Source organism: Bacillus sp. F56 (genome assembly GCF_001748205.1).
Classification (GTDB): Bacteria; Bacillota; Bacilli; order Bacillales; family Bacillaceae; genus Bacillus; species Bacillus stercoris.
Genome location: NZ_BDFC01000012.1, coordinates 21499 through 46059, shown reverse-complemented (window position 1 = coordinate 46059; position 24561 = coordinate 21499). Strand labels below are relative to the sequence as shown.

Genomic DNA, 24561 nt, shown 5'->3' with positions numbered 1-24561 from the left:
TTTAAAAGGAGAGAAAAAACAGCATGTCAACAAGAGATTTATCCGTTTTAATAAGTGTTGTCCTCATTGTGGCGATGCTGGTGATTCCATTTCCTCCATGGCTGTTAAGTATTTTGATCATTATTAATATTTCTCTTGCGTTGATCGTGCTTCTCACCACAATGAATATGCAGGAAGCGCTTCAGTTTTCGATTTTCCCGTCACTGCTGCTGCTTTTAACCCTATTTCGTTTGGGCTTGAACGTCTCAACTACCCGTTCAATTCTTTCACACGGTGAGGGAGGAAAAGTCGTCGAGACATTCGGAAATTTCGTTGTCGGTGGAAATGTATTAGTTGGACTCGTTGTATTTATCATCTTGATTATTATTCAGTTCATCGTCATTACAAAAGGTGCTGAACGTGTTTCTGAGGTTGCAGCAAGGTTTACGCTGGACGCAATGCCCGGGAAGCAGATGAGTATTGATGCTGATTTAAACGCAGGGATGATTACCGAACAGGAAGCGAAGCATCGCCGCGAAAAAGTGGCAAGAGAAGCAGACTTTTATGGAGCAATGGACGGTGCCAGTAAATTTGTAAAAGGTGACGCCATTGCCGGAATCATCATTGTGATGATCAATATTATTTTCGGAATCGTGATCGGAATGCTTCAGCAGGGCATGTCCATTCAAGAGGCCGCTTCACACTTTACGATGCTGACTGTAGGGGATGGAATTGTTTCGCAAATCCCGGCACTGTTAATTTCTACAGCTACGGGTATTGTGGTTACAAGAGCTGCCTCTGAAGGAAACTTAGGGCATGACATTACAGGCCAGCTGTTTGCGTATCCAAAGCTTTTATACGTCGCCGCAGCTACGATCATGCTTTTAGGTATTTTCACTCCGATCGGCATTTTTCTGACGGGGCCGCTTGCGGGGTTGCTTGCTTTTGGCGCTTATACGCTATCTAAATCTGGTAAGGAAAAAGAAGAAGTGGATGAGATTCTTGAGGAAGAGGCTGAGGTTGACGAGCTTAAAAGTCCTGAAAGCGTTGTTCAGCTACTGCATATAGATCCGATAGAATTTGAATTTGGCTATGGACTGATACCGCTTGCTGATGCCAATCAAGGCGGTGATTTATTAGACCGCATTGTTATGATACGCCGTCAGTTGGCTTTGGAACTCGGGCTTGTCATTCCTGTCGTGCGGATTAGAGATAATATAGCGTTGCAGCCTAATGAATACCGATTGAAAATTAAAGGAAACGAAGTAGCAAAAGGTGAGCTGTTGCTTGATCATTATTTAGCAATGTCGCCTACACCTGAAGACGATTTGATTGAAGGGATAGAAACAGTGGAACCTTCATTCGGACTGCCGGCCAAATGGATTAGCGAAGCGGTAAAGGATGAAGCCGACATGCTTGGTTATACAGTAGTTGATCCTGCATCAGTCGTTTCAACGCATATTACGGAGAAAATAAAACAGCATGCTCACGAATTGATCGGAAGGCAGGAGACAAAGCAGCTGATTGATCACTTGAAAGAATCGTATCCAGTCCTGGTTGAAGAGGTTACGCCAAATCCATTGTCTGTCGGTGATATTCAGAAGGTGCTTGCTAAGCTTTTAAAAGAAAAAGTTTCAATTCGAAACTTAGTAACGATCTTTGAAACACTTGCTGACTATGGGAAATTAACAACAGATTCTGATCTTTTGACAGAGTATACAAGACAAGCACTTGCTAAACAAATTACAGCCCAATTTGCCAAAGATAATGAAGTGTTGAAAGTTGTTACTTGCTCGGGCCGGGTAGAGAAGGCTATAGCAGACGGTGTGCAGCAAACGGAACATGGGAATTATTTATCGCTCGAACCAGATATTTCAGAAAGCATAGTGCGTTCTGTCGCTAAAGAAGCTGAACAGCTGTCATTACGTCAGGAAACCGCGATTCTTCTATGCTCGCCGCCTGTCAGAATGTATGTGAAACAGCTTCTGGAACGATACTTCCCTGATCTTCCGGTACTCTCTTATAACGAACTTGAGGCGAATGTTGAGGTACAAAGCATTGGAGTGGTGGATATTTAATGAAAATAAAAAAATTTACTGCTGCTTCAATGCAAGAAGCGGCACTTCTCATCAGAAAAGAATTGGGCAATGAAGCGGTCATATTAAATTCGAAAAAAATTAAAAAGCGAAAATGGTTTGGCCTCATCAACAAGCCTGCTGTTGAAGTGATCGCCGTATTGGATCAGGACTTTCTTGAGAAAAAAACGTCTCAGAAGGCAACTGAACCGAAACAAACATTAAAAACTCCGGTCAGCAGTCCGAAAATAGAGGAGAGGACATCCCCTCAAATTTCGGTGCAACAGGAGCAAGGTGATTTTTCAGCATATCAATCTGTACTTCCTGAGCCACTGCGAAAAGCAGAGAAGCTTTTGCAAGAAACGGGAATTAAAGAGTCAACGAAAACGAGCACTCTGAAAAAATTGCTTCGCTTCTCTGTGGAAGCAGGCGGCCTTAATGAAGAAAATGTGGTCGGCAAACTTCAGGAATTACTATGCGATACGCTGCCCTCAGCAGACAAGTGGCAGGAACCAATCCATTCAAAGTATATCGTTCTCTTTGGTTCAACAGGGGCTGGTAAAACAACTACACTAGCTAAACTCGCAGCCATATCTATGCTTGAAAAACAGAAAAAAATCGCTTTTATTACTACAGATACGTATCGAATTGCAGCTGTTGAACAGTTGAAAACATACGCTGAGCTGCTGCAGGCTCCTCTGGAAGTTTGTTATACAAAAGAAGAATTTGAGCAGGCGAAGGAGTTATTTTCTGAGTATGATCATGTGTTTGTTGATACAGCAGGAAGAAACTTCAAGGACCAGCAATACATTGATGAACTGAAAGAAACGATTCCTTTTGAGAGCAGCATTCAGTCATTTCTTGTTTTATCCGCGACTGCAAAATATGAAGATATGAAACATATTGTCAAACGGTTTTCATCCGTCCCTGTCAATCAGTTTATTTTTACGAAAATAGATGAAACGACTTCCTTAGGTTCTGTGTTTAATATACTGGCAGAATCAAAAATAGGTGTCGGATTTATGACAAACGGCCAGAATGTGCCTGAGGATATACAGACTGTATCTCCACTTGATTTTGTAAGGATGCTGTGCAGATGAACCGATATGACCAAGCAGCAACTTTACGGGCGAAAATGGAAAAGCGTCAGCGCGTTCTGCCAATGGTTTATTCACAAAAAGCGAAGACACTTGCTGTCATCAGCGGCAAGGGCGGTGTCGGAAAATCTAATATTACCTTAAATATGGCACTTGCGTTACAGGATAAAGGTAAAAAGGTGCTTCTCATCGACCTTGATATTGGGATGGGGAACATTGATATATTAATGGGAAATTCATCGTCTGCCACGATAATCGATGTTTTAACCGATCAGAAGCCGTTGTTACAGTCATTATCCGTTGGCCCAAAGGGTTTGCGGTATATATCAGGTGGAACCGGCCTGGATGTGATGTTTCAACTGGATCAGAGAAAATGGACGTTTTTTGCCAATGAACTTTCTCATGCATTAAGCCAGTTCGATTATGTGCTGTTTGACATGGGAGCAGGATTATCAAAAGATCAACTGCCCTTTATTTTATCAGCAGAAGATATTTTGATCATAACAACTCCCGAGCCGACGGCCATCATGGACGCATACAGTGCTGTCAAGCACTTGGTTTTGACAGGAAATAAGCTTTCGATGAAGGTGGCTGTCAATCGGTGCCGTGACCAAAAAGAAGGGCTTGACGCTTTTGCCCGCCTTTCCCGCACAATTCATATGTTTTTGGATGTTCAGGTTCAGTTTGCCGGTTCCGTTTCTGACGATGTGATCGTGAGCAAAGCGGTTGTCGAACAGGTTCCTTTTTTCATAAAAAGCCCTCAGGCAAAAGCCAGCCGGTCAGTCCGCCTTTTAGCGGACGCCTTGTTTGAAAGAGAAGAAACGAGACACAAAGAAGACAAACAGACATTTATTGAGAAATTATCTTCTTTTTTAATGAGGAGGGCTTAATTTGATTCGTGTGCTTGTAGTTGATGATTCAGCTTTCATGAGAAAAATGATAAGTGATTTTCTGACCGAGGAAAAGCAGATAGAAGTAATCGGAACTGCCAGAAACGGAGAAGAAGCGCTTAAGAAGATTGAATTATTAAAACCGGATGTTATTACTCTTGATGTTGAAATGCCGGTCATGAATGGAACAGATACGCTTCGCAAAATTATTGAGATTTATAACTTGCCGGTCATCATGGTATCGAGCCAGACCGAAAAAGGTAAAGAGTGCACAATTAATTGTTTGGAGATCGGTGCCTTTGACTTTATCACAAAGCCATCAGGCTCAATATCTTTAGATTTGTACAAAATTAAAGAACAATTAGTTGAGCGTGTCGTCGCGGCTGGACTTTCCGGCAATCGGAACCGTCCTGTTTCCCAAACGGTTCGGCCCGAACCTATTGTGCGAGCTGTTAAGCCTGAATTGAGCAAACCGAAACCAGGCACAGGCAGACAAATTGTGTGTATCGGCACATCAACAGGCGGCCCAAGGGCGTTACAAAAGGTGATACCGAAGCTTCCTAAGGACTTGAACGCACCAGTGGTTGTCGTTCAGCACATGCCTGAAGGATTTACTGCTTCTTTGGCTGATCGGCTGAATCATTTATCTGACATTCAGGTGAAAGAAGCAAAAGATGGTGAAGCAGCTCTTAACGGCTGTGTTTACATAGCACCGGGCGGCAAAAACATTTCCGTTATTAAAAGCAGCGGAGGACTCCAGATTGTGCTTGATAATCTCGATACCCCGAGCCGTCATAAACCATCTGCTGATTATTTATTCCGTTCTGTCGGTAAACTGACAGATTATGAAAAAGTAGCGGTTATTATGACCGGAATGGGCAGTGACGGCACTGCAGGGCTAAAGGACATGCTAACAGCCGGCAATGTGAAAGCCATTGCTGAGTCTGAAGAATCTTGTGTCGTATACGGGATGCCAAAAGCTGCTGTTAAAGCGGGTCTCATTCATGAGATTAAACATGTGGAAGATATCGCAGCATCCATCACAAGCTGTGTGAAAAAAGAGAGGGTGTGATTCAAATGGATATGAATCAGTATTTAGATGTCTTTATTGATGAGAGTAAAGAACATTTACAAACATGTAATGAAAAGCTTCTCCTTTTAGAGAAAGACCCGACTGACCTTCAGCTCGTACATGATATATTCAGGGCTGCCCATACATTAAAAGGAATGAGCGCAACGATGGGCTACACGGATTTAGCGCATCTTACCCACCTGCTTGAAAACGTGCTGGATGCAATCCGAAACGGAGACATGGCAGTTACCTCAGAATGGCTGGATATTTTGTTTGAAGCTCTGGATCACCTGGAAGCTATGGTTCAGTCTATTATTGATGGCGGGGATGGTAAAAGAGATATCTCAGAAGTGAGTGCCAAGCTTGATGTAAATGGTGCACACACTGAATCTGCTGCATCCGCGGAACCTGCAGAAGCACCGAGTTCAGCATCTGATTGGGAATATGATGAATTTGAACGTACAGTTATACAAGAAGCGGAGGAGCAAGGCTTCAAACGATATGAAATCAAGATTTCTCTGAACGAAAACTGTATGTTAAAAGCAGTTCGTGTCTATATGGTGTTTGAAAAACTAAATGAAGTCGGAGAAGTAGCCAAAACAATTCCAAGTGCTGAAGTGCTTGAAACAGAAGATTTTGGAACTGACTTTCAAGTTTGTTTCTTAACACATCAATCAGCAGAAGACATTGAACAATTAATCAATGGCGTGTCGGAAATTGAGCATGTTGAAGTCAGTCAAGGGGCTCCTTTAACATCAGCTGAAAAGCCTGAGGAATCTAAGCCTGTAGACTCGCCGGCAGCTGTACCTGCGAAGCAGGAAAAACAAAAACAGCCTGCTAAAAACGATGAACAGGCGAAGCACTCAGCCGGCGGATCCAAAACAATTCGTGTCAACATTGACAGGCTTGATTCTTTAATGAACTTATTTGAAGAGCTTGTCATTGACCGCGGACGTCTTGAGCAGATTGCGAAAGAGCTTGAGCACAATGAACTGACTGAAACGGTTGAACGGATGACGAGAATTTCCGGAGATTTGCAATCAATTATTCTGAATATGAGAATGGTCCCGGTTGAAACCGTTTTTAACAGATTCCCGAGAATGATTCGCCAGCTTCAGAAAGAGCTGAATAAAAAAATTGAACTCTCGATCATCGGTGCGGAAACTGAACTGGATCGTACAGTGATTGATGAAATCGGAGATCCTCTCGTTCATTTGATCAGAAACAGCATTGACCATGGTATCGAGGCGCCGGAAACGCGTTTACAAAAGGGAAAACCGGAATCAGGAAAAGTTGTGCTTAAAGCTTATCACAGCGGTAACCATGTCTTTATCGAAGTAGAAGATGACGGTGCAGGCCTTAATCGAAAGAAAATTATGGAAAAAGCACTTGAGCGCGGGGTCATAACGGAAAAAGAAGCTGAAACCTTAGAAGACAACGAAATTTACGAATTGATTTTTGCTCCGGGGTTCTCAACTGCTGACCAAATTTCTGATATTTCCGGCCGCGGCGTCGGACTTGACGTTGTAAAAAACAAACTGGAGTCTCTAGGCGGTTCAGTCAGTGTGAAATCAGCCGAAGGTCAGGGCTCTCTATTCAGTATCCAGCTGCCGCTTACCTTATCTATTATTTCAGTCCTGCTGATTAAGTTGGAAGAAGAGACATTTGCCATTCCGATTTCTTCAATCATTGAAACAGCAGTCATTGACAGAAAAGACATTTTGCAAACGCATGACCGTGAAGTGATTGACTTTAGAGGGCATATTGTCCCTGTCGTTTATTTAAAAGAAGAGTTTAAAATAGAAGATACAAGAAAAGATGCGGAACAGCTCCATATCATTGTCGTGAAAAAAGGCGACAAACCTACTGCATTTGTGGTGGACTCCTTTATTGGCCAGCAGGAAGTTGTGCTTAAATCACTCGGAGATTATTTAACAAACGTCTTTGCAATTTCCGGAGCTACTATTTTAGGAGACGGAGAAGTAGCGCTCATTATTGATTGTAATGCACTGATTATTTAACCATTCGAGGAGGTGTCTCACATGACTGCAGAAATTAAAACAGGCGAAAAAATGATTGTCTTTATGGTAAATGGAAAAGAATATGCCATTTCCGTCACTCAGGTGAAATCAATTGAAAAATGGCAAAAGCCAACGAGGGTACCTGGCGTCGAACCATATATTTGCGGAGTAATCAATTTGCGCGGGGTGGTGACTCCGGTTATTGATTTAAGAAAGCGCCTGAATTTGCCAGAGTATGAAATTACCGATGAAACACGAATTATCATTATTGCTTATCGTGATATTGAAGTCGGCTGGATTGTGGATGAAGCGAATGATGTGATAACCGTACACGAAAGTGAAATAGAATCCGCTCCAGAAGGCGTTCAGAAAGATACGGATGTGTCGATCGAACAGATTGTGAAACAAGAGAACAGACTCTTAAATATTATTGATGCGAACGCGGTTTTGGATAAAGAATCATCTCAGTCCGCTGTGCCCGATCAAGCTTAATCTTAAAGGGGTTATGACATGAGTATTTTTAATGGAATCAAAGAAGAGCAGATGGACATTTTGCGGGAAGTCGGCAATATAGGCGCCGGCCACTCCGCCTCTGCAATGGCCCAGCTGTTAAATAGAAAGATAGATATGGAAGTCCCATTTGCAAAGCTGCTGTCTTTTGATGAGCTTGTCGATTTTTTCGGCGGTGCTGATGTCCCGGTTGCCAGCATCTTTTTAAGAATGGAAGGCGATTTAACGGGTTCGATGTTCTTTATAATGCCTTTTTTTCAGGCGGAGCAATTTATCAGAGAGCTGATTGGAAACCCTGATTTTGATATAGAGGACTTAGGTGAAGATCATATGAGCTCATCCGCTTTGCATGAACTGGGCAATATTTTAGCGGGATCATATTTAACAGCTTTGGCAGATTTGACTAAACTCCAGCTTTATCCAAGTGTTCCTGAAGTTTCATTGGACATGTTCGGAGCTGTGATCAGCGAAGGGCTGATGGAGCTCAGTCAGGTTGGAGAACACGCCATTGTGGTCGACACGTCAATTTTTGACCAGAGCCATCAGCAAGAGCTGAAAGCGCATATGTTTATGCTGCCGGACTATGATTCATTTGAAAAGCTCTTTGTCGCTTTAGGTGCATCATTATGAGTACAACTGAGGCTGTTGTTATAAAGGTTGGGATTGCTGATGTGAAGATCGCCCGCTTCCCGGATACCATTCGGACCTCTGGTTTAGGATCATGTGTGGGGCTGGTGCTTTATGATAAAGAAAAGCAAACGGCGGGTCTTGTTCATGTCATGCTGCCGGATTCGACGTTATCGAAAACTGCAGAGCTCAACCGGGCTAAGTACGCTGACACTGCCGTAAAGACCACGATTGATATGCTGATAGAAGCGGGATGTAGGAAATTTGCATTAAAAGCAAAGCTGGCCGGCGGATCAGAGATGTTTAAATTTAAATCGACAAATGATTTGATGAAGATCGGACCGAGAAATGTATTAGCGATAAAAGAACAGCTGTCTTTATTTAATATTCCTATTATTAGTGAAGATACGGGCGGCTCAAGCGGCCGGACGATAGAATTTGAACCGAAGTCCTGCATGCTGCATATTCGAACTGTTAAACAAGGTGAAAAAACGATTTAATTAAGGTATTAGGGGGATAACAATGCAATCCTTGAATTATGAAGATCAGGTGCTTTGGACGCGCTGGAAAGAGTGGAAAGATCCTAAAGCCGGTGACGACTTAATGCGCCGTTACATGCCGCTTGTCACATATCATGTAGGCAGAATTTCTGTCGGACTGCCGAAATCAGTGCATAAAGACGATCTAATGAGCCTTGGTATGCTTGGTTTATATGATGCCCTTGAAAAATTTGACCCTAGCCGGGACTTAAAATTTGATACCTACGCCTCGTTTAGAATTCGCGGCGCAATCATAGACGGGCTTCGTAAAGAAGATTGGCTGCCCAGAACCTCACGCGAAAAAACAAAGAAGGTTGAAGCAGCAATTGAAAAGCTTGAACAGCGTTATCTTCGGAATGTATCGCCCGCGGAAATTGCAGAGGAACTCGGAATGACGGTACAGGATGTAGTGTCAACAATGAATGAAGGTTTTTTTGCAAATCTGCTGTCAATTGATGAAAAGCTCCATGATCAAGATGACGGGGAAAACATACAAGTCATGATCAGAGATGACAAAAATGTTCCGCCTGAAGAAAAGATTATGAAGGATGAACTGATTGCACAGCTTGCTGAAAAAATTCACGAACTCTCTGAAAAAGAACAGCTGGTTGTCAGTTTGTTCTACAAAGAAGAGCTGACACTGACAGAAATCGGACAAGTATTAAATCTTTCTACGTCCCGCATATCACAGATCCATTCAAAGGCATTATTTAAACTAAAGAATCTGCTGGAAAAAGTGATTCAATAATGAATTTCATGGTTAGCGAGTGAAAAACATGTCAACACTATTATGGCTTTTAAGCTTTACGCTCCACGGCGTTCTTCTGTACGCTGTCATTATCCTGTATACGAGGCTCGCTGCAGTGAAAGAAACAGAAAAACAGCAAAAGCAGATACTTGAAGAGACGGAAAACACCTTGGCCGCGTTTCTCCTTGAATTAAAAGAAGAAAATGAGAAACTGATAGAAAACGCCGCTCCATCTTCAAGTCAATCTGACGCAGAATCTCAAAAGACAGATCTTCAGCACTTTGAAAAACATCCAGAGCGGGATGAAGTTCAAGAAATAGAGAACCTTCCTGAACATATTGAAGGTCTGATTACTGAGGTTGACCGTCGGGAAGAGATCGTAAACAGTGATGTCCCATCATTTGAAGACCAGGTCATAGAATTATATGAACAGGGGTATTCGGCAAGTCAAATTGCTCAGAAACTGAAGAGCGGAAAGACAGAAATCGAGCTATTTTTAAAATTTCGCTCCAAAGGTGTAAAGGATTCTTGATTGTCGGATAAAGCTGTGTTATATTATGTCTTGGTGTTAAATACACACGCTTAACGATTTATGCAGAGGGTGCTGCAGGCGGCAGTTCTGCACAAAAATGACCTAAGCGGAGGAAAAAAACCATTATACTAGGAGGAAATAACATGTCAGTCATTTCTATGAAGCAATTGCTTGAAGCTGGTGTTCACTTCGGTCACCAAACACGCCGTTGGAACCCAAAAATGAAGCGTTACATTTTCACGGAGCGTAACGGAATCTACATCATTGACCTTCAAAAAACAGTCAAAAAAGTAGAGGAAGCTTACAACTTCACTAAAAATCTTGCTGCTGAAGGCGGAAAAATCCTTTTCGTCGGAACAAAAAAACAAGCTCAAGATTCTGTTAAAGAAGAAGCTCAACGCTCTGGCATGTACTATGTCAACCAACGCTGGTTGGGCGGTACATTAACAAACTTTGAAACAATCCAAAAACGTATTAAACGTCTTAAAGACATTGAAAAAATGCAAGAAAACGGTACGTTTGATGTACTTCCTAAAAAAGAAGTCGTTCAATTGAAAAAAGAATTAGAGCGTCTTGAAAAATTCCTAGGCGGAATTAAAGATATGAAGGATCTTCCTGATGCATTATTCATCATCGATCCTCGCAAAGAGCGCATCGCTGTTGCGGAAGCTCGTAAATTAAACATCCCTATCATCGGTATCGTAGATACTAACTGTGATCCAGATGAAATCGATGTTGTAATCCCAGCGAACGATGACGCTATCCGCGCTGTTAAACTTCTAACTTCTAAAATGGCAGATGCAATCTTAGAAGCGAAGCAAGGCGAAGAAGAAGCGGAAGTTGCTGAAGAAACTGCACCAGAAACAGAAACAACAACTGCGTAACCTATTCAAAAGGTGATAAGAGGGACTGCCTTTTATCACCTTTTTTCAAGAAAAATGTGTAATATACATACTCTTGTTTAAACATATAAGGAGGAATACAAATGGCAATTACTGCACAGCAAGTAAAAGAACTGCGTGAAAAAACTGGCGCGGGCATGATGGATTGTAAAAAAGCGTTAACTGAAACTGACGGAGATATGGACAAAGCAATTGACCTTTTAAGAGAAAAAGGGATTGCAAAAGCAGCGAAAAAAGCTGACCGTATCGCAGCAGAAGGTTCTACTCTTATTAAAACTGACGGCAACAAAGGTGTTATCCTAGAAGTAAACTCTGAAACTGACTTCGTTGCGAAAAACGAAGGATTCAAAGAGCTTCTTAACACTTTAGCTGACCACCTTCTTGCAAATGCACCTGCAGATGTTGAAGAAGCAATGGGTCAAAAAATGGAAAATGGCTCTACTGTTGAAGAGTACATCACAAGCGCAGTTGCTAAAATCGGTGAGAAAATCACTCTTCGCCGCTTTACAGTTCTTACAAAAGACGACAGCTCTGCATTCGGTGCTTACCTTCACATGGGCGGCCGCATCGGTGTATTAACTGTTCTTAACGGTACAACTGACGAAGAAATTGCGAAAGATATCGCAATGCACGTTGCTGCGGTTAACCCTCGTTACATTTCTCGTGATCAAGTTTCTGAAGAAGAAGCTAACCATGAGCGTCAAATCCTAACTCAGCAAGCCCTTCAAGAAGGCAAACCTGAAAACATCGTAGCGAAAATGGTTGAAGGCCGTCTGAACAAATTCTTCGAAGAAATTTGTCTTTTAGACCAAGCGTTCGTTAAAAACCCAGATGAAAAAGTGAAACAAGTTGTTGCAGCGAAAAACGCAACTGTTCAAACTTATGTCCGCTATGAAGTTGGAGAAGGCATCGAAAAACGTCAAGAAAACTTTGCTGAAGAAGTAATGAACCAAGTGAAAAAATAATGGCGAAAAGATTTCGCGGCCAAGTCGCGACTTTTCAGGCAGTATAGGGGACACAATTTGTGTTCCCTATTTTTAAAACTATATTTACAAACCTTTTTTTCTCTTGCATAATAGAAAACGGCAATGTTTACACTTGGAGGTTATCATGGAAAAACCAAAATACAAACGTATCGTATTAAAGCTTAGCGGGGAAGCATTGGCAGGAGAACAGGGAAACGGAATTAACCCAACTGTCATTCAATCCATTGCAAAGCAAGTGAAAGAAATCGCTGAGCTTGAAGTCGAAGTGGCTGTTGTAGTAGGCGGCGGCAACCTATGGCGCGGAAAAACAGGAAGTGACCTGGGCATGGACCGTGCGACTGCTGACTATATGGGGATGCTGGCGACAGTTATGAATTCGCTTGCTCTTCAAGACAGCTTGGAAACACTCGGAATCCAGTCCAGAGTGCAAACATCCATTGAAATGAGACAAGTTGCTGAACCGTACATAAGAAGAAAAGCGATACGCCACTTAGAGAAAAAACGTGTCGTTATTTTCGCTGCGGGCACAGGAAACCCATATTTCTCAACTGATACAACAGCTGCACTGCGGGCTGCTGAAATTGAGGCAGACGTTATTTTGATGGCTAAAAATAATGTTGACGGTGTGTATAATGCTGATCCTAGAAAAGATGAATCAGCTGTTAAGTATGAATCACTTTCTTATCTTGACGTTCTTAAAGACGGCCTGGAAGTCATGGATTCAACAGCATCATCTTTATGCATGGATAATGACATTCCGCTTATCGTCTTTTCTATTATGGAAGAAGGAAATATCAAACGTGCCGTTATCGGTGAATCAATCGGAACGATCGTGAGGGGGAAATAACGTGTCAAAAGAAGTATTAACTCAAACAAAAGAAAAAATGGAAAAAGCAATTGCTGCTTATCAGCGCGAATTGGCTACTGTACGCGCAGGCCGTGCAAATCCATCTTTATTAGATAAAGTAACGGTTGAATATTACGGGGCACAGACACCTTTAAATCAGTTGTCTTCTATTAATGTGCCTGAAGCTCGTATGCTCGTTATCACGCCATACGACAAAACAGCAATCGGCGATATCGAAAAAGCGATTTTAAAAGCTGATTTAGGTCTTACACCGACAAGTGACGGCAATATGATTCGAATTGCAATTCCGGCACTAACGGAAGAGAGACGGAAAGAATTAGTGAAAGTTGTAAAAAAATATGCTGAAGAAGCAAAAGTAGCTGTCCGTAACGTTCGCCGTGATGCTAACGATGATCTCAAAAAACTTGAGAAAAACGGAGACATTACTGAGGATGAATTGCGTGCTTCCACTGAAGACGTTCAAAAACTGACAGATGAATATGTGTCAAAAATTGACAGTGTCACAAAAGACAAAGAAAAAGAAATCATGGAAGTTTAATGAAAAACTATGTACAATAGATAATAGTGAAAAGACCCTCTCATGTTTACAGGGGGTTTTTTTGTTAATACTGTTGATTACATTGATGATCAGCAGGGAATGTAACCTTTTTGGGTGACGGAGGAATCTCATGCTCAACATACTCAAAAATTGGAAGAATCAGCAAACTGCGGCTTCCAACTTAGAACGCTATACAAAAGAAGACATACTTAAGGGAGAAATTCCCGAACACATCGCCATTATCATGGATGGAAATGGCCGTTGGGCTAAAAAACGCTCTCTTCCCAGAATTGCAGGCCACCATGAAGGGATGAAGGTGGTAAAAAGGACAACGAAGCTCGCAAACGAATTAGGTGTCAAAGTGCTGACTTTGTATGCATTTTCAACAGAAAACTGGAAAAGACCGAAAATGGAAGTCGATTTTTTAATGAAGCTTCCGGAAGAATTTTTGAATACGTATCTTCCAGAGCTTGTTGAGGAAAATGTACAGGTTCGGATCATTGGGGATGAAACGGCTTTGCCGGCGCACACATTGCGTGCGATTGAAAAGGCTGTTCAGGATACGGCGCAAAATGATGGAATGATCCTTAATTTTGCCCTTAACTATGGAGGCCGTACTGAAATTGTCACTGCTGCAAAATCACTCGCGGAAAAAGTGAAGGAAGGCTCTTTGAATATTGAAGACATTGATGAATCGCTTTTTTCTACTTATTTAATGACTGAATCTTTGCAGGATCCTGAACTTTTAATTCGAACGAGCGGCGAGATAAGACTGAGTAACTTTATGCTATGGCAGGTGGCCTACAGTGAATTTGTCTTTACTGACGTCTTGTGGCCTGATTTCAAAGAAGATCACTTCTTACAGGCGTTAGGAGAGTTTCAGCAGAGAGGCCGGAGGTTTGGCGGAATTTAGAGGATGGTGGACATGAAACAAAGAATTTTGACAGGTGTTCTGGCAGCAATTGTATTTTTATTTTTGGTTATTGTCGGGAAATTGCCGTTCACCATATTAATTTATGCTATGGGCAGTGTGGCGCTTTTTGAACTTTTACGGATGAAAAAGCTGAAGATGATTTCACTGCCGGGTTTGATCGGTCTTTTATTATTGTGGATGTTCTTATTGCCAAGCCAGTATTCGCTTTTCGAAGCGGATGGAATTTCCAAAATGGAAATCGCTTTGTTTGCGGTATTGCTTTTGCTGACTTACACAGTGTTGGTCAAGAACACCTTTACTTTTGATGAAGTCGGATTTATTACGCTTGCCGCAATCTACATCGGAATGTGTTTTCATTATTTTATCGAAATCAGAAATCTTGACCAATACGGATTAACATACATTTTTTATGCATGTGTTGTCATTTGGTCCACTGATTCCGGTGCATATTTTGTCGGTAAAGCGCTTGGGAAGCGAAAACTGTGGCCTGAAATCAGTCCGAATAAAACAGTGGAGGGTTTTGTAGGCGGAATTGTCATCGCACTTGTATTGGCGACGATTTTTCAGCTTGTAGCACAACTTCCGATCCCGTATATCTATCTGCTGTTGATCACGCTGTTTTTGTCTGTTTTCGGACAACTTGGAGATTTAGTGGAATCCGCCTTGAAAAGACATTACGATGTAAAGGATTCTGGGAATATTCTTCCCGGGCATGGCGGTATATTAGACCGTTTTGACAGTTTCTTGTTTGTCATGCCTTTCTTGTACTTTCTGCTTGCCCTTTTTTCATAAAAAAGTCTAATATGAATATGAGACTGATCATGCAGCAATAAGAATAGGAGTAGTGGCAACTTTGAAAAATATTTGTCTTTTAGGAGCAACAGGATCAATCGGCGAACAGACTCTTGACGTACTGCGTGCGCATCAAGATCAATTTCAGCTGGTATCTATGTCGTTTGGCAGAAATATTGATAAGGCCGTTCCGATGATTGAGGCCTTTCAGCCGAAATTTGTCTCTGTCGGTGATCTGGATACATATCATAAACTAAAACAAATGTCTTTTTCTTTTGAATGCCAAATCGGGCTGGGAGAAGAAGGACTGATAGAAGCAGCAGCAATGGAGGAGGTTGACATTGTTGTCAATGCTTTGCTCGGCAGCGTTGGCCTAATCCCGACATTAAAGGCGATTGAACAGAAAAAAACAATTGCGCTTGCAAATAAGGAAACTCTTGTCACTGCAGGGCATATAGTAAAAGAACATGCTAAGAAATATGATGTTCCGCTGCTGCCTGTTGACAGTGAGCATTCAGCCATTTTTCAAGCCCTCCAAGGCGAACAGGCCAAAAACATGGAACGCCTCATCATTACGGCATCAGGCGGAAGCTTTCGGGACAAGACGCGGGAGGAGCTCGAATCAGTAACTGTTGAGGATGCATTAAAACATCCGAATTGGTCAATGGGTGCAAAAATTACAATTGATTCGGCTACAATGATGAATAAGGGATTAGAGGTGATCGAGGCACATTGGCTTTTCGATATACCTTATGAACAAATTGATGTGGTTTTACATAAGGAGAGCATCATCCATTCAATGGTTGAGTTTCATGATAAAAGTGTGATCGCGCAGCTTGGAACTCCGGATATGAGAGTCCCAATTCAATATGCGCTCACATATCCTGACAGGTTGCCATTACCAGATGCGAAAAGGCTTGAATTATGGGAAATCGGCAGCCTTCATTTTGAGAAAGCTGATTTTGACAGGTTCCGATGCTTACAATTTGCATTTGAATCAGGTAAAATAGGAGGAACAATGCCGACAGTGCTAAATGCGGCAAATGAAGTAGCTGTCGCTGCCTTTTTAGCCGGCAAGATACCGTTTTTGGCTATTGAAGACTGTATCGAAAAGGCACTAACCCGCCATCAATTACTGAAAAAACCGAGCCTGGCGGACATTCAAGAAGTGGACAAAGATACCCGGGGATACGTCAATTCAATACTCACATAAGGTGGTATGTTCGTGAATACAGTTATAGCGTTTATCATTATTTTCGGAACGCTCGTTTTCTTCCATGAACTGGGCCATTTATTGCTAGCCCAAAGAGCGGGAATTCTCTGCCGTGAATTTGCGATCGGCTTCGGTCCAAAGATTTTTTCTTTCAAGAAAAATGAAACAGTTTATACGATCAGGCTGCTTCCGGTCGGCGGATTTGTTCGTATGGCCGGCGAAGATCCGGAAATGATTGAGGTGAAACCCGGTTACACGGTTGGGCTTCTGTTTAATAAAGAAGATCAAGTTGAGAAAGTCATCATCAATCAAAAGGAAAAATATCCGGATGCTTTAGTCATTGAAGTGGAAACAGCGGATTTAGAGCATGACATGAAGATTACCGGTTATGAACAAGGGAAAGAGGACGAACTTTCCAGCTTTACGGTCAGCGAAACATCCTTTTTCATTGTAGACGGAGAAGAAGTGCAGATTGCGCCGTATAATCGCCAATTTGGTTCCAAACCTGTGTGGAAGCGGATCAAAGCCATTGCTGCAGGACCGATTATGAACTTTATTTTAGCTTACGTCATTTTAGTGATGCTTGGGCTGATTCAAGGTGTACCGTCAAATGAGCCTATGCTCGGACAGCTGACAGACAATGGACGGGCGGCCGAAGCAGGGCTAAAAGAAGGGGATTACATCCAAAGCATCAACGGAGAAAAAATGAGGTCTTGGACTGACATTGTCTCCGCTGTAAAAGAAAACCCGGAAAAAGAAATGGACGTTGCAGTAAAAAGAGATAACAAAACGCTTCATATTTCAGTGACTCCGGAAGCTGTTAAAGATGAAAATAAAAAAACAATCGGACGTTTCGGCTCCTATGCGCCGACTGAAAAAGGCGTTCTTTCAGCGGTGGCTTATGGCGCGACATCAACCGTTGATGTCACCAAAGCCATTTTAACCAATCTGAGCAAATTAGTAACAGGCCAATTTAAACTTGATATGCTGTCAGGTCCTGTCGGCATATATGATATGACAGACCAAGTGGCGAAAACAGGGATAGTGAACTTATTTCAGTTTGCTGCGTTTTTAAGCATTAACCTTGGGATTGTCAACTTGCTTCCGATTCCGGCACTTGACGGGGGAAGACTGTTATTTCTATTTATTGAAGCGATTCGGGGCAAACCGATTAACAGGGAAAAAGAAGCATTTGTTGTGTTTATCGGAGTAGCTTTCTTAATGCTTCTTATGCTGGTCGTCACATGGAACGATATCCAGCGGCTGTTTTTGTAAACGAAAAGTAAATCAATCAGAGGTGCGAAGAAATGAGACAAAGCTTGACGCTTATTCCTACGCTCCGTGAAGTTCCAGCTGATGCCGAAGCAAAAAGTCATCAGCTTCTTCTGAGAGCAGGGTTTATCAGACAGAATACGAGCGGGGTATACAGCTATATGCCTCTTGCGTATAAGGTGATTCAAAACATTCAGCAGATTGTTCGAGAAGAAATGGAGAAAATTGATGCCGTAGAAATGCTCATGCCCGCATTGCAGCAGGCTGAGACATGGCAGGAATCAGGCAGATGGTATACGTATGGTCCCGAACTGATGAGACTAAAAGACCGTCATGGCCGTGAATTTGCTTTAGGGGCAACGCATGAAGAAGTTATCACTTCGCTTGTTCGCGATGAGGTTAAATCTTATAAGCGTCTCCCTCTGACTCTGTATCAAATTCAGTCTAAGTTCAGAGATGAAAAACGTCCTCGCTTCGGTTTGTTAAGAGGCCGCGAATTTATTATGAAGGATGCGTACTCATTCCATGCATCTGCAGAGAGCCTGGATGAAACGTATCAAAAAATGTATGAGGCTTATTCAAATATTTTTGCCCGCTGCGGCATTAATGTAAGACCTGTTATTGCTGATTCAGGCGCAATGGGAGGAAAGGATACGCACGAATTTATGGCGCTTTCTGCGATCGGAGAGGATACGATTGCGTATTCTGATGAATCACAGTACGCGGCTAATATCGAAATGGCTGAAGTTCTTTACCAGGAAGTCCCTTCAAATGAAGAACCAAAAGCTCTAGAGAAGGTTCATACGCCTAACGTGAAAACAATTGAAGAACTGACTGCGTTCCTACGGGTTTCTGCTGAAGCATGCATTAAGTCAGTATTGTTTAAAGCCGATGACCGTTTTGTCCTAGTGCTTGTTAGAGGGGACCATGAGGTTAACGATATTAAAGTGAAAAACTTGCTTCATGCAGAAGTTGTAGAGCTTGCCACACATGAAGAGGTCATTCAGCAGCTCGGAACAGAACCAGGGTTTGTAGGCCCTATCGGTATTCATCAGGATGTGGAAGTATATGCCGATCAAGCTGTGAAGACAATGGTCAATGCTGTTGCCGGAGCAAATGAAGGAGATCATCATTATCAAAATGTCAATGTGAATCGTGACGCGCAAATTAAAGAATTTGCTGATCTTCGTTTTATTAAAGAAGGTGATCCTTCACCAGACGGCAAAGGAACGATCCGTTTTGCTGAAGGGATCGAGGTCGGACAAGTCTTTAAGCTCGGAACACGCTATTCAGAAGCGATGAATGCGACATATTTAGATGAAAATGGACGCGCGCAGCCAATGATGATGGGCTGTTACGGAATCGGCGTGTCAAGAACGCTTTCTGCTATTGCTGAACAGCATCATGATGAAAAAGGCTTAATATGGCCAAAAAGCGTTGCACCGTACGATCTTCATATTCTTGCTTTGAACATGAAAAACGATGGACAAAGAGAGCTTGCTGAAAAGCTGTATGCCGATTTAAAAGCTGAAGGCTATGAAGTGCTCTATGACGACCGTGCTGAGCGTGCCGGCGTAAAATTCGCTGATTCAGATCTAATCGGCCTTCCAATTCGCATCACTGTTGGAAAACGGGCTGACGAAGGCATTGTCGAAGTGAAAATCCGCCAAACAGGTGAGTCAACTGAGATTTCAGTAGACGAATTATCCGCATTTATCAGCAAGCAGTAATCACCATAACGATTTAACAAAAAACATGTTAAAATAGAAATAATAGAAGGTACCTCATTGCCTGAGGTACCTTCACTTATGATGTTTTTAGGGAGGGATACTGTCTTAATGGAACAGTTATCAGTAAACAGAAGGCAGTTTCAAATTCTTCTGCAGCAGATTAATATGACAGATGATACCTTCATGACATACTTTGAAGATGGCGAGATTAAAAAGCTGACAATACACAAAGCTTCTAAGTCTTGGCATTTTCATTTTCAATTTAAATCTTTGCTGCCTTTTCAAATATATGACACATTAACAACGAGGCTGACCCAATCGTTTGCCCACATAGCAAAAGTGACATCTTCAATTGAAGTTCAGGATAACGAGGTCAGTGAAAGTATTGTTCAAGACTACTGGTCACGCTGCATTGAAGAACTGCAGGGCATTTCGCCGCCGATTATCAGTCTTTTAAACCAGCAAAAACCGAAGCTGAAGGGCAATAAACTGATTGTCAAAACCAAAACGGATACAGAAGCGGCTGCGCTAAAGAACAAATACAGTTCCATGATTCAAGCAGGCTACCGTCAATTTGGCTTTCCGGATCTTCAGCTTGATGCTGAAATATTTGTATCCGAGCAGGAAGTTCAAAAGTTTCGGGAGCAAAAGCTTGCAGAAGACCAAGAGCGGGCTATGCAGGCCTTGATTGAAATGGAGAAGAAAGATAAAGAAAGTGATGAAGACCAAGCTCCATCTGGTCCTCTAGTCATCGGTTATCAGATTAAAGATAACGAGGAAATCCGGACACTTGACAGCATCATGGACGAGGAACGGAGAATTACGGTCCAAGGTTATGTGTTTGATGTGGAGACGCGCGAGCTGAAAAGCGGGCGCACGCTGTGCATCTTTAAAATTACAGACTATACAAATAGTATTTTAATCAAAATGTTTGCACGTGAAAAAGAAGATGCGGCACTGATGAAGTCTCTGAAAAAAGGAATGTGGGTAAAAGCACGCGGAAGCATTCAAAATGATACATTTGTCAGAGATCTTGTCATGATCGCAAATGACGTAAACGAAATAAAAGCAAAAACCCGTGAAGATTCAGCACCTGAAGGAGAAAAAAGAGTGGAATTGCATCTGCATTCCCCAATGAGCCAAATGGATGCTGTTACGGGTATCGGAAAGCTTGTCGAACAGGCGAAAAAATGGGGGCATGAGGCCATCGCTTTGACTGACCATGCTGTCGTTCAATCCTTCCCTGATGCGTATTCTGCGGCCAAAAAGCATGGAATTAAAATGATTTATGGGATGGAAGCGAATCTCGTGGATGATGGCGTGCCAATTGCTTATAATGCCGCACATCGTCTGCTCGAGGAAGAAACATATGTTGTTTTTGACGTTGAGACGACAGGATTGTCTGCTGTATACGATACCATTATTGAGCTGGCTGCAGTAAAAGTAAAAGGCGGAGAAATTATTGATAAATTTGAGGCGTTTGCGAACCCGCATCGTCCGCTTTCCGCCACAATTATAGAGCTGACAGGCATCACCGATGATATGCTGCGCGACGCTCCGGATGTCGTAGATGTCATAAGAGATTTTAGGGAATGGATTGGCGATGATATCCTTGTCGCTCATAATGCTAGCTTTGATATGGGGTTCTTAAATGTAGCCTACAAAAAGCTTCTTGAAGTCGATAAAGCTAAAAACCCGGTCATTGATACACTTGAACTTGGCCGTTTTCTCTATCCGGAATTTAAGAACCACCGGTTGAATACACTTTGTAAAAAGTTCGATATCGAACTCACACAGCACCACCGTGCGATCTATGATACTGAGGCGACCGCTTATTTGCTTCTGAAAATGCTGAAAGACGCAGCTGAAAAAGGCATTCAGTACCATGATGAGTTGAATGAAAATATGGGTCAGTCCAATGCTTATCAAAGATCAAGACCGTATCACGCCACATTGCTTGCTGTGAACAGCACGGGACTTAAAAATTTATTTAAGCTTGTGTCACTTTCTCATATTCATTATTTTTACAGAGTGCCCCGTATTCCGAGATCTCAGCTTGAGAAATACAGGGAAGGGCTTCTGATCGGTTCAGCCTGTGACAGGGGAGAGGTTTTTGAGGGAATGATGCAAAAATCGCCTGAAGAGGTGGAAGACATCGCGTCATTCTATGATTATCTTGAGGTTCAGCCGCCTGAAGTGTACCGTCACTTGCTGGAGCTTGAACTGGTCCGCGATGAAAAAGCGCTGAAAGAAATTATTGCGAATATCACCAAACTGGGGGAAAAGCTTAATAAACCGGTTGTTGCTACGGGAAATGTTCATTACTTGAATGATGAGGATAAAATCTACAGAAAGATTTTAATATCCTCACAAGGCGGGGCAAATCCGCTGAACAGGCACGAGCTGCCAAAAGTGCATTTCAGAACGACAGACGAAATGCTTGAAGCTTTTTCTTTCTTAGGCGAAGAAAAAGCGAAGGAAATCGTAGTCGCCAATACCCAAAAGGTTGCTTCTTTAGTTGATGACATCAAGCCGATTAAAGATGATTTATATACGCCGAAAATCGAAGGCGCAGATGAAGAGATCAGAGAAATGAGCTATCAGCGTGCAAGAAGCATTTACGGGGAAGAGCTGCCTGAAATTGTCGAAGCACGGATTGAAAAAGAATTAAAGAGTATCATTGGCCACGGCTTTGCTGTTATTTACTTGATCTCTCACAAACTTGTAAAACGTTCACTAGATGACGGGTATCTCGTTGGTTCCCGTGGTTCCGTAGGATCTTCATTAGTTGCGACACTTACTGAGATTACCGAGGTAAACCCGCTGCCGCCGCACTATGTTTGTCCTGAGTGCCAGCATTCTGAGTTCTTTAATGACGGTTCGGTCGGTTCTGGTTTTGACCTGCCTGACAAAACATGTCCTCATTGCGGAACACCTTTGAAAAAAGACGGCCATGATATTCCATTTGAAACGTTCTTAGGATTTAAAGGGGACAAAGTACCTGATATCGATTTGAACTTCTCGGGAGAATATCAGCCGCAGGCACACAATTACACAAAAGTGCTGTTCGGAGAAGACAATGTATATCGTGCGGGTACAATAGGCACGGTGGCAGAAAAAACAGCCTACGGTTATGTAAAAGGCTATGCCGGAGACAATGATCTTCATATGCGCGGTGCCGAAATAGATAGGCTCGTACAGGGATGCACAGGTGTAAAACGTACAACTGGACAGCACCCCGGCGGTATTATCGTAGTTCCGGATTATATGGATATTTATGATTTTTCACCGATTCAGTTCCCGGCAGATGCCACAGGTTCAGAGTGGAAAACGACTCATTTTGATTTCCACTCCATCCATGACAACCTGTTAAAACTGGATATTCTCGGACACGATGATCCGACTGTCATTCGGATGCTTCAAGACTTAAGCGGAATAGATCCAAAAACAATTCCGACGGATGATCCTGAAGTGATGAAGATCTTCCAGGGAACCGAATCACTCGGTGTGACGGAAGAACAGATTGGCTGTAAAACGGGCACGCTTGGAATTCCTGAATTCGGAACCCGATTTGTCCGGCAGATGCTTGAAGATACAAAGCCGACAACTTTTTCAGAGCTCGTTCAGATTTCAGGCTTGTCTCACGGAACTGATGTATGGCTAGGCAATGCGCAGGAACTCATCCACAATAATATTTGTGAGCTGAGTGAGGTTATCGGCTGCCGTGATGACATTATGGTGTATTTAATCTATCAAGGCCTTGAGCCGTCCCTTGCCTTTAAAATCATGGAATTTGTGCGTAAAGGAAAAGGATTAACGCCTGAATGGGAAGAAGAAATGAAAAATAACAATGTCCCAGACTGGTATATTGATTCTTGTAAAAAGATTAAATACATGTTCCCGAAAGCCCACGCCGCGGCATATGTATTAATGGCAGTCCGCATTGCTTACTTTAAAGTGCATCATGCTCTTTTGTATTATGCGGCTTATTTTACCGTTCGTGCGGACGACTTTGATATCGATACAATGATCAAGGGTTCTACAGCAATCAGAGCGGTTATGGAGGATATAAACGCTAAAGGACTTGATGCTTCACCGAAGGAAAAGAACCTTCTGACTGTTTTAGAATTAGCGCTTGAGATGTGTGAGAGAGGCTATTCATTCCAAAAAGTCGATTTATATCGCTCCAGCGCTACAGAGTTTATTATTGACGGCAACAGTCTTATCCCGCCGTTTAACTCTATCCCTGGATTAGGAACGAACGCTGCTTTGAACATTGTAAAAGCTCGCGAAGAAGGCGAATTCCTCTCAAAAGAAGATTTGCAAAAGAGAGGGAAAGTATCAAAAACCATTTTAGAGTATTTAGATCGCCATGGCTGTCTGGAATCACTGCCTGATCAAAACCAATTGTCACTGTTTTAACATGGAAAGCAGAATTTCTCGGAAATTCTGCTTCTATGCATACATATGCGCAAAAAGTGTCATCGTATTATTAGAGTTTCTGTCACTTGCTTAGGTATGAAGGTAAGCGTATATCCATTTGCAATAAAAATATGGTTATGGTATAGTTTTATTGGAAATGCTAACGATTACCGAGGCAAAGAGTGGGGAAACCCGCTCTTTTGTATTGAACAAGAGAATTTTGTCTCGACATGTTCATCGTTTACTTTTTAGCCCCTGCTCTTTTGAAGCAGGGTTTTTATGCAGAGTGACGAGACGAATATGAGATCGACAGCACAAGGAGGAAGAACATGAGCAAAAAAGTGACTGACACCGTTCAAGAAATGGCTCAGCCAATCGTAGACAGCCTTCAGCTGGAACTCGTTGACATTGAATTTGTCAAAGAGGGCCAAAGCTGGTTCCTTCGCGTGTTTATTGATTCCGATGACGGTGTGGATATTGAGGAATGTGCCAAAGTAAGCGAAGCTTTAAGCGAAAAGCTTGATGAGGCAGACCCAATTAGCCAAAATTACTTTCTTGAAGTCTCATCTCCAGGAGCTGAGCGTCCGCTAAAGAAAAAAGCCGATTTCGAAAAATCACTTGGAAAAAATGTATACATTAAGACGTACGAGCCTATTGAAGGCGTAAAAGTGTTTGAAGGTGAACTGGCTGAATTTGATGGACAAACAGTGACAGTTGAGATCACGATCAAAACAAGAAAGAAACGGGTCAATATTCCGTATGAAAAGATAGCTAATGCAAGATTAGCTGTTACATTCTAATGAATACAAATGTT

General features: G+C 42.3%; 21 protein-coding genes. All 21 read left to right on the top strand.

Annotated features, from left to right (window positions below; all coding sequences use genetic code 11):
• Window positions 1–23 precede the first annotated feature (23 nt).
• The 21 genes from flhA (at window position 24) to rimP (ending at window position 24547) form a co-directional block, all read left to right on the top strand.
• Window positions 24–2057 (top strand): flagellar biosynthesis protein FlhA, encoded by a 2034-nt coding sequence (gene flhA, locus BFW96_RS19215; protein WP_014663981.1) that lies wholly within the window; start codon window positions 24–26, stop codon window positions 2055–2057.
• On the top strand, window positions 2057–3154 hold the full coding sequence (flhF, locus tag BFW96_RS19210; RefSeq protein WP_014663982.1) for a flagellar biosynthesis GTPase FlhF: 1098 nt from the start codon (window positions 2057–2059) through the stop codon (window positions 3152–3154). Before flhA ends, flhF begins: the two co-directional genes overlap by 1 nt.
• The gene (flhG, locus tag BFW96_RS19205; protein WP_083252925.1) at window positions 3145–4041 is read left to right on the top strand and encodes a flagellum location/number ATPase FlhG; all 897 of its coding nucleotides are present in this window, start codon (window positions 3145–3147) and stop codon (window positions 4039–4041) included. Before flhF ends, flhG begins: the two co-directional genes overlap by 10 nt.
• Window position 4042: 1 nt before the next feature.
• Entirely contained in the window at window positions 4043–5113 is a 1071-nt protein-coding gene (gene cheB / locus BFW96_RS19200; RefSeq protein WP_069840319.1) for a protein-glutamate O-methylesterase CheB, read from the top strand.
• 5 nt (window positions 5114–5118) lie between these two features.
• Window positions 5119–7134 carry a chemotaxis protein CheA gene (gene cheA / locus BFW96_RS19195; protein ID WP_069840318.1) on the top strand — a complete coding sequence of 672 codons (2016 nt, stop codon included), beginning with the start codon at window positions 5119–5121 and terminating at the stop codon, window positions 7132–7134.
• Between the two features lie 21 nt (window positions 7135–7155).
• The gene (gene cheW / locus BFW96_RS19190; protein ID WP_003231938.1) at window positions 7156–7626 is read left to right on the top strand and encodes a chemotaxis protein CheW; all 471 of its coding nucleotides are present in this window, start codon (window positions 7156–7158) and stop codon (window positions 7624–7626) included.
• 18 nt (window positions 7627–7644) lie between these two features.
• A complete protein-coding gene (gene cheC / locus BFW96_RS19185; protein WP_003231935.1) occupies window positions 7645–8274 on the top strand; it encodes a CheY-P phosphatase CheC in 630 nt (209 codons plus the stop codon).
• On the top strand, window positions 8271–8771 hold the full coding sequence (gene cheD, locus BFW96_RS19180; protein ID WP_014476818.1) for a chemoreceptor glutamine deamidase CheD: 501 nt from the start codon (window positions 8271–8273) through the stop codon (window positions 8769–8771). Before cheC ends, cheD begins: the two co-directional genes overlap by 4 nt.
• 22 nt (window positions 8772–8793) lie before the next feature.
• Complete coding sequence (gene sigD / locus BFW96_RS19175; protein WP_003220911.1) at window positions 8794–9558, top strand: RNA polymerase sigma-28 factor SigD; 765 nt, start codon at window positions 8794–8796, stop codon at window positions 9556–9558.
• 28 nt (window positions 9559–9586) lie between these two features.
• Entirely contained in the window at window positions 9587–10090 is a 504-nt protein-coding gene (locus BFW96_RS19170; protein WP_069840317.1) for a Swarming motility protein SwrB, read from the top strand.
• A 143-nt stretch (window positions 10091–10233) separates the two neighbouring features.
• Window positions 10234–10974, top strand: a complete 741-nt coding sequence (gene rpsB / locus BFW96_RS19165) for a 30S ribosomal protein S2 (RefSeq protein WP_003220918.1) — start codon at window positions 10234–10236, stop codon at window positions 10972–10974.
• Window positions 10975–11075: 101 nt separating this feature from the next.
• Window positions 11076–11957, top strand: a complete 882-nt coding sequence (gene tsf, locus BFW96_RS19160) for a translation elongation factor Ts (protein ID WP_014663986.1) — start codon at window positions 11076–11078, stop codon at window positions 11955–11957.
• Between the two features lie 145 nt (window positions 11958–12102).
• Complete coding sequence (pyrH, locus tag BFW96_RS19155; protein WP_003220923.1) at window positions 12103–12825, top strand: UMP kinase; 723 nt, start codon at window positions 12103–12105, stop codon at window positions 12823–12825.
• Window position 12826: 1 nt separating this feature from the next.
• Entirely contained in the window at window positions 12827–13384 is a 558-nt protein-coding gene (gene frr, locus BFW96_RS19150) for a ribosome recycling factor (RefSeq protein WP_003231927.1), read from the top strand.
• 130 nt (window positions 13385–13514) lie between these two features.
• Window positions 13515–14297, top strand: a complete 783-nt coding sequence (locus tag BFW96_RS19145; protein WP_040083163.1) for an undecaprenyl pyrophosphate synthase — start codon at window positions 13515–13517, stop codon at window positions 14295–14297.
• A 3-nt stretch (window positions 14298–14300) separates the two neighbouring features.
• On the top strand, window positions 14301–15110 hold the full coding sequence (cdsA, locus tag BFW96_RS19140) for a phosphatidate cytidylyltransferase (RefSeq protein WP_014663989.1): 810 nt from the start codon (window positions 14301–14303) through the stop codon (window positions 15108–15110).
• Window positions 15111–15171: 61 nt separating this feature from the next.
• A complete protein-coding gene (gene dxr, locus BFW96_RS19135; RefSeq protein ID WP_069840316.1) occupies window positions 15172–16323 on the top strand; it encodes a 1-deoxy-D-xylulose-5-phosphate reductoisomerase in 1152 nt (383 codons plus the stop codon).
• A gap of 6 nt (window positions 16324–16329) precedes the next feature.
• A complete protein-coding gene (gene rseP, locus BFW96_RS19130) occupies window positions 16330–17598 on the top strand; it encodes an RIP metalloprotease RseP (protein WP_014663991.1) in 1269 nt (422 codons plus the stop codon).
• Between the two features lie 32 nt (window positions 17599–17630).
• The gene (gene proS / locus BFW96_RS19125) at window positions 17631–19325 is read left to right on the top strand and encodes a proline--tRNA ligase (RefSeq protein ID WP_069840315.1); all 1695 of its coding nucleotides are present in this window, start codon (window positions 17631–17633) and stop codon (window positions 19323–19325) included.
• Window positions 19326–19433: 108 nt separating this feature from the next.
• Window positions 19434–23747, top strand: coding sequence for a PolC-type DNA polymerase III (locus BFW96_RS19120; protein WP_014663993.1), 4314 nt, complete (start codon window positions 19434–19436; stop codon window positions 23745–23747).
• A gap of 329 nt (window positions 23748–24076) precedes the next feature.
• The gene (gene rimP / locus BFW96_RS19115; RefSeq protein ID WP_014663994.1) at window positions 24077–24547 is read left to right on the top strand and encodes a ribosome maturation factor RimP; all 471 of its coding nucleotides are present in this window, start codon (window positions 24077–24079) and stop codon (window positions 24545–24547) included.
• Window positions 24548–24561: the final 14 nt, after the last annotated feature.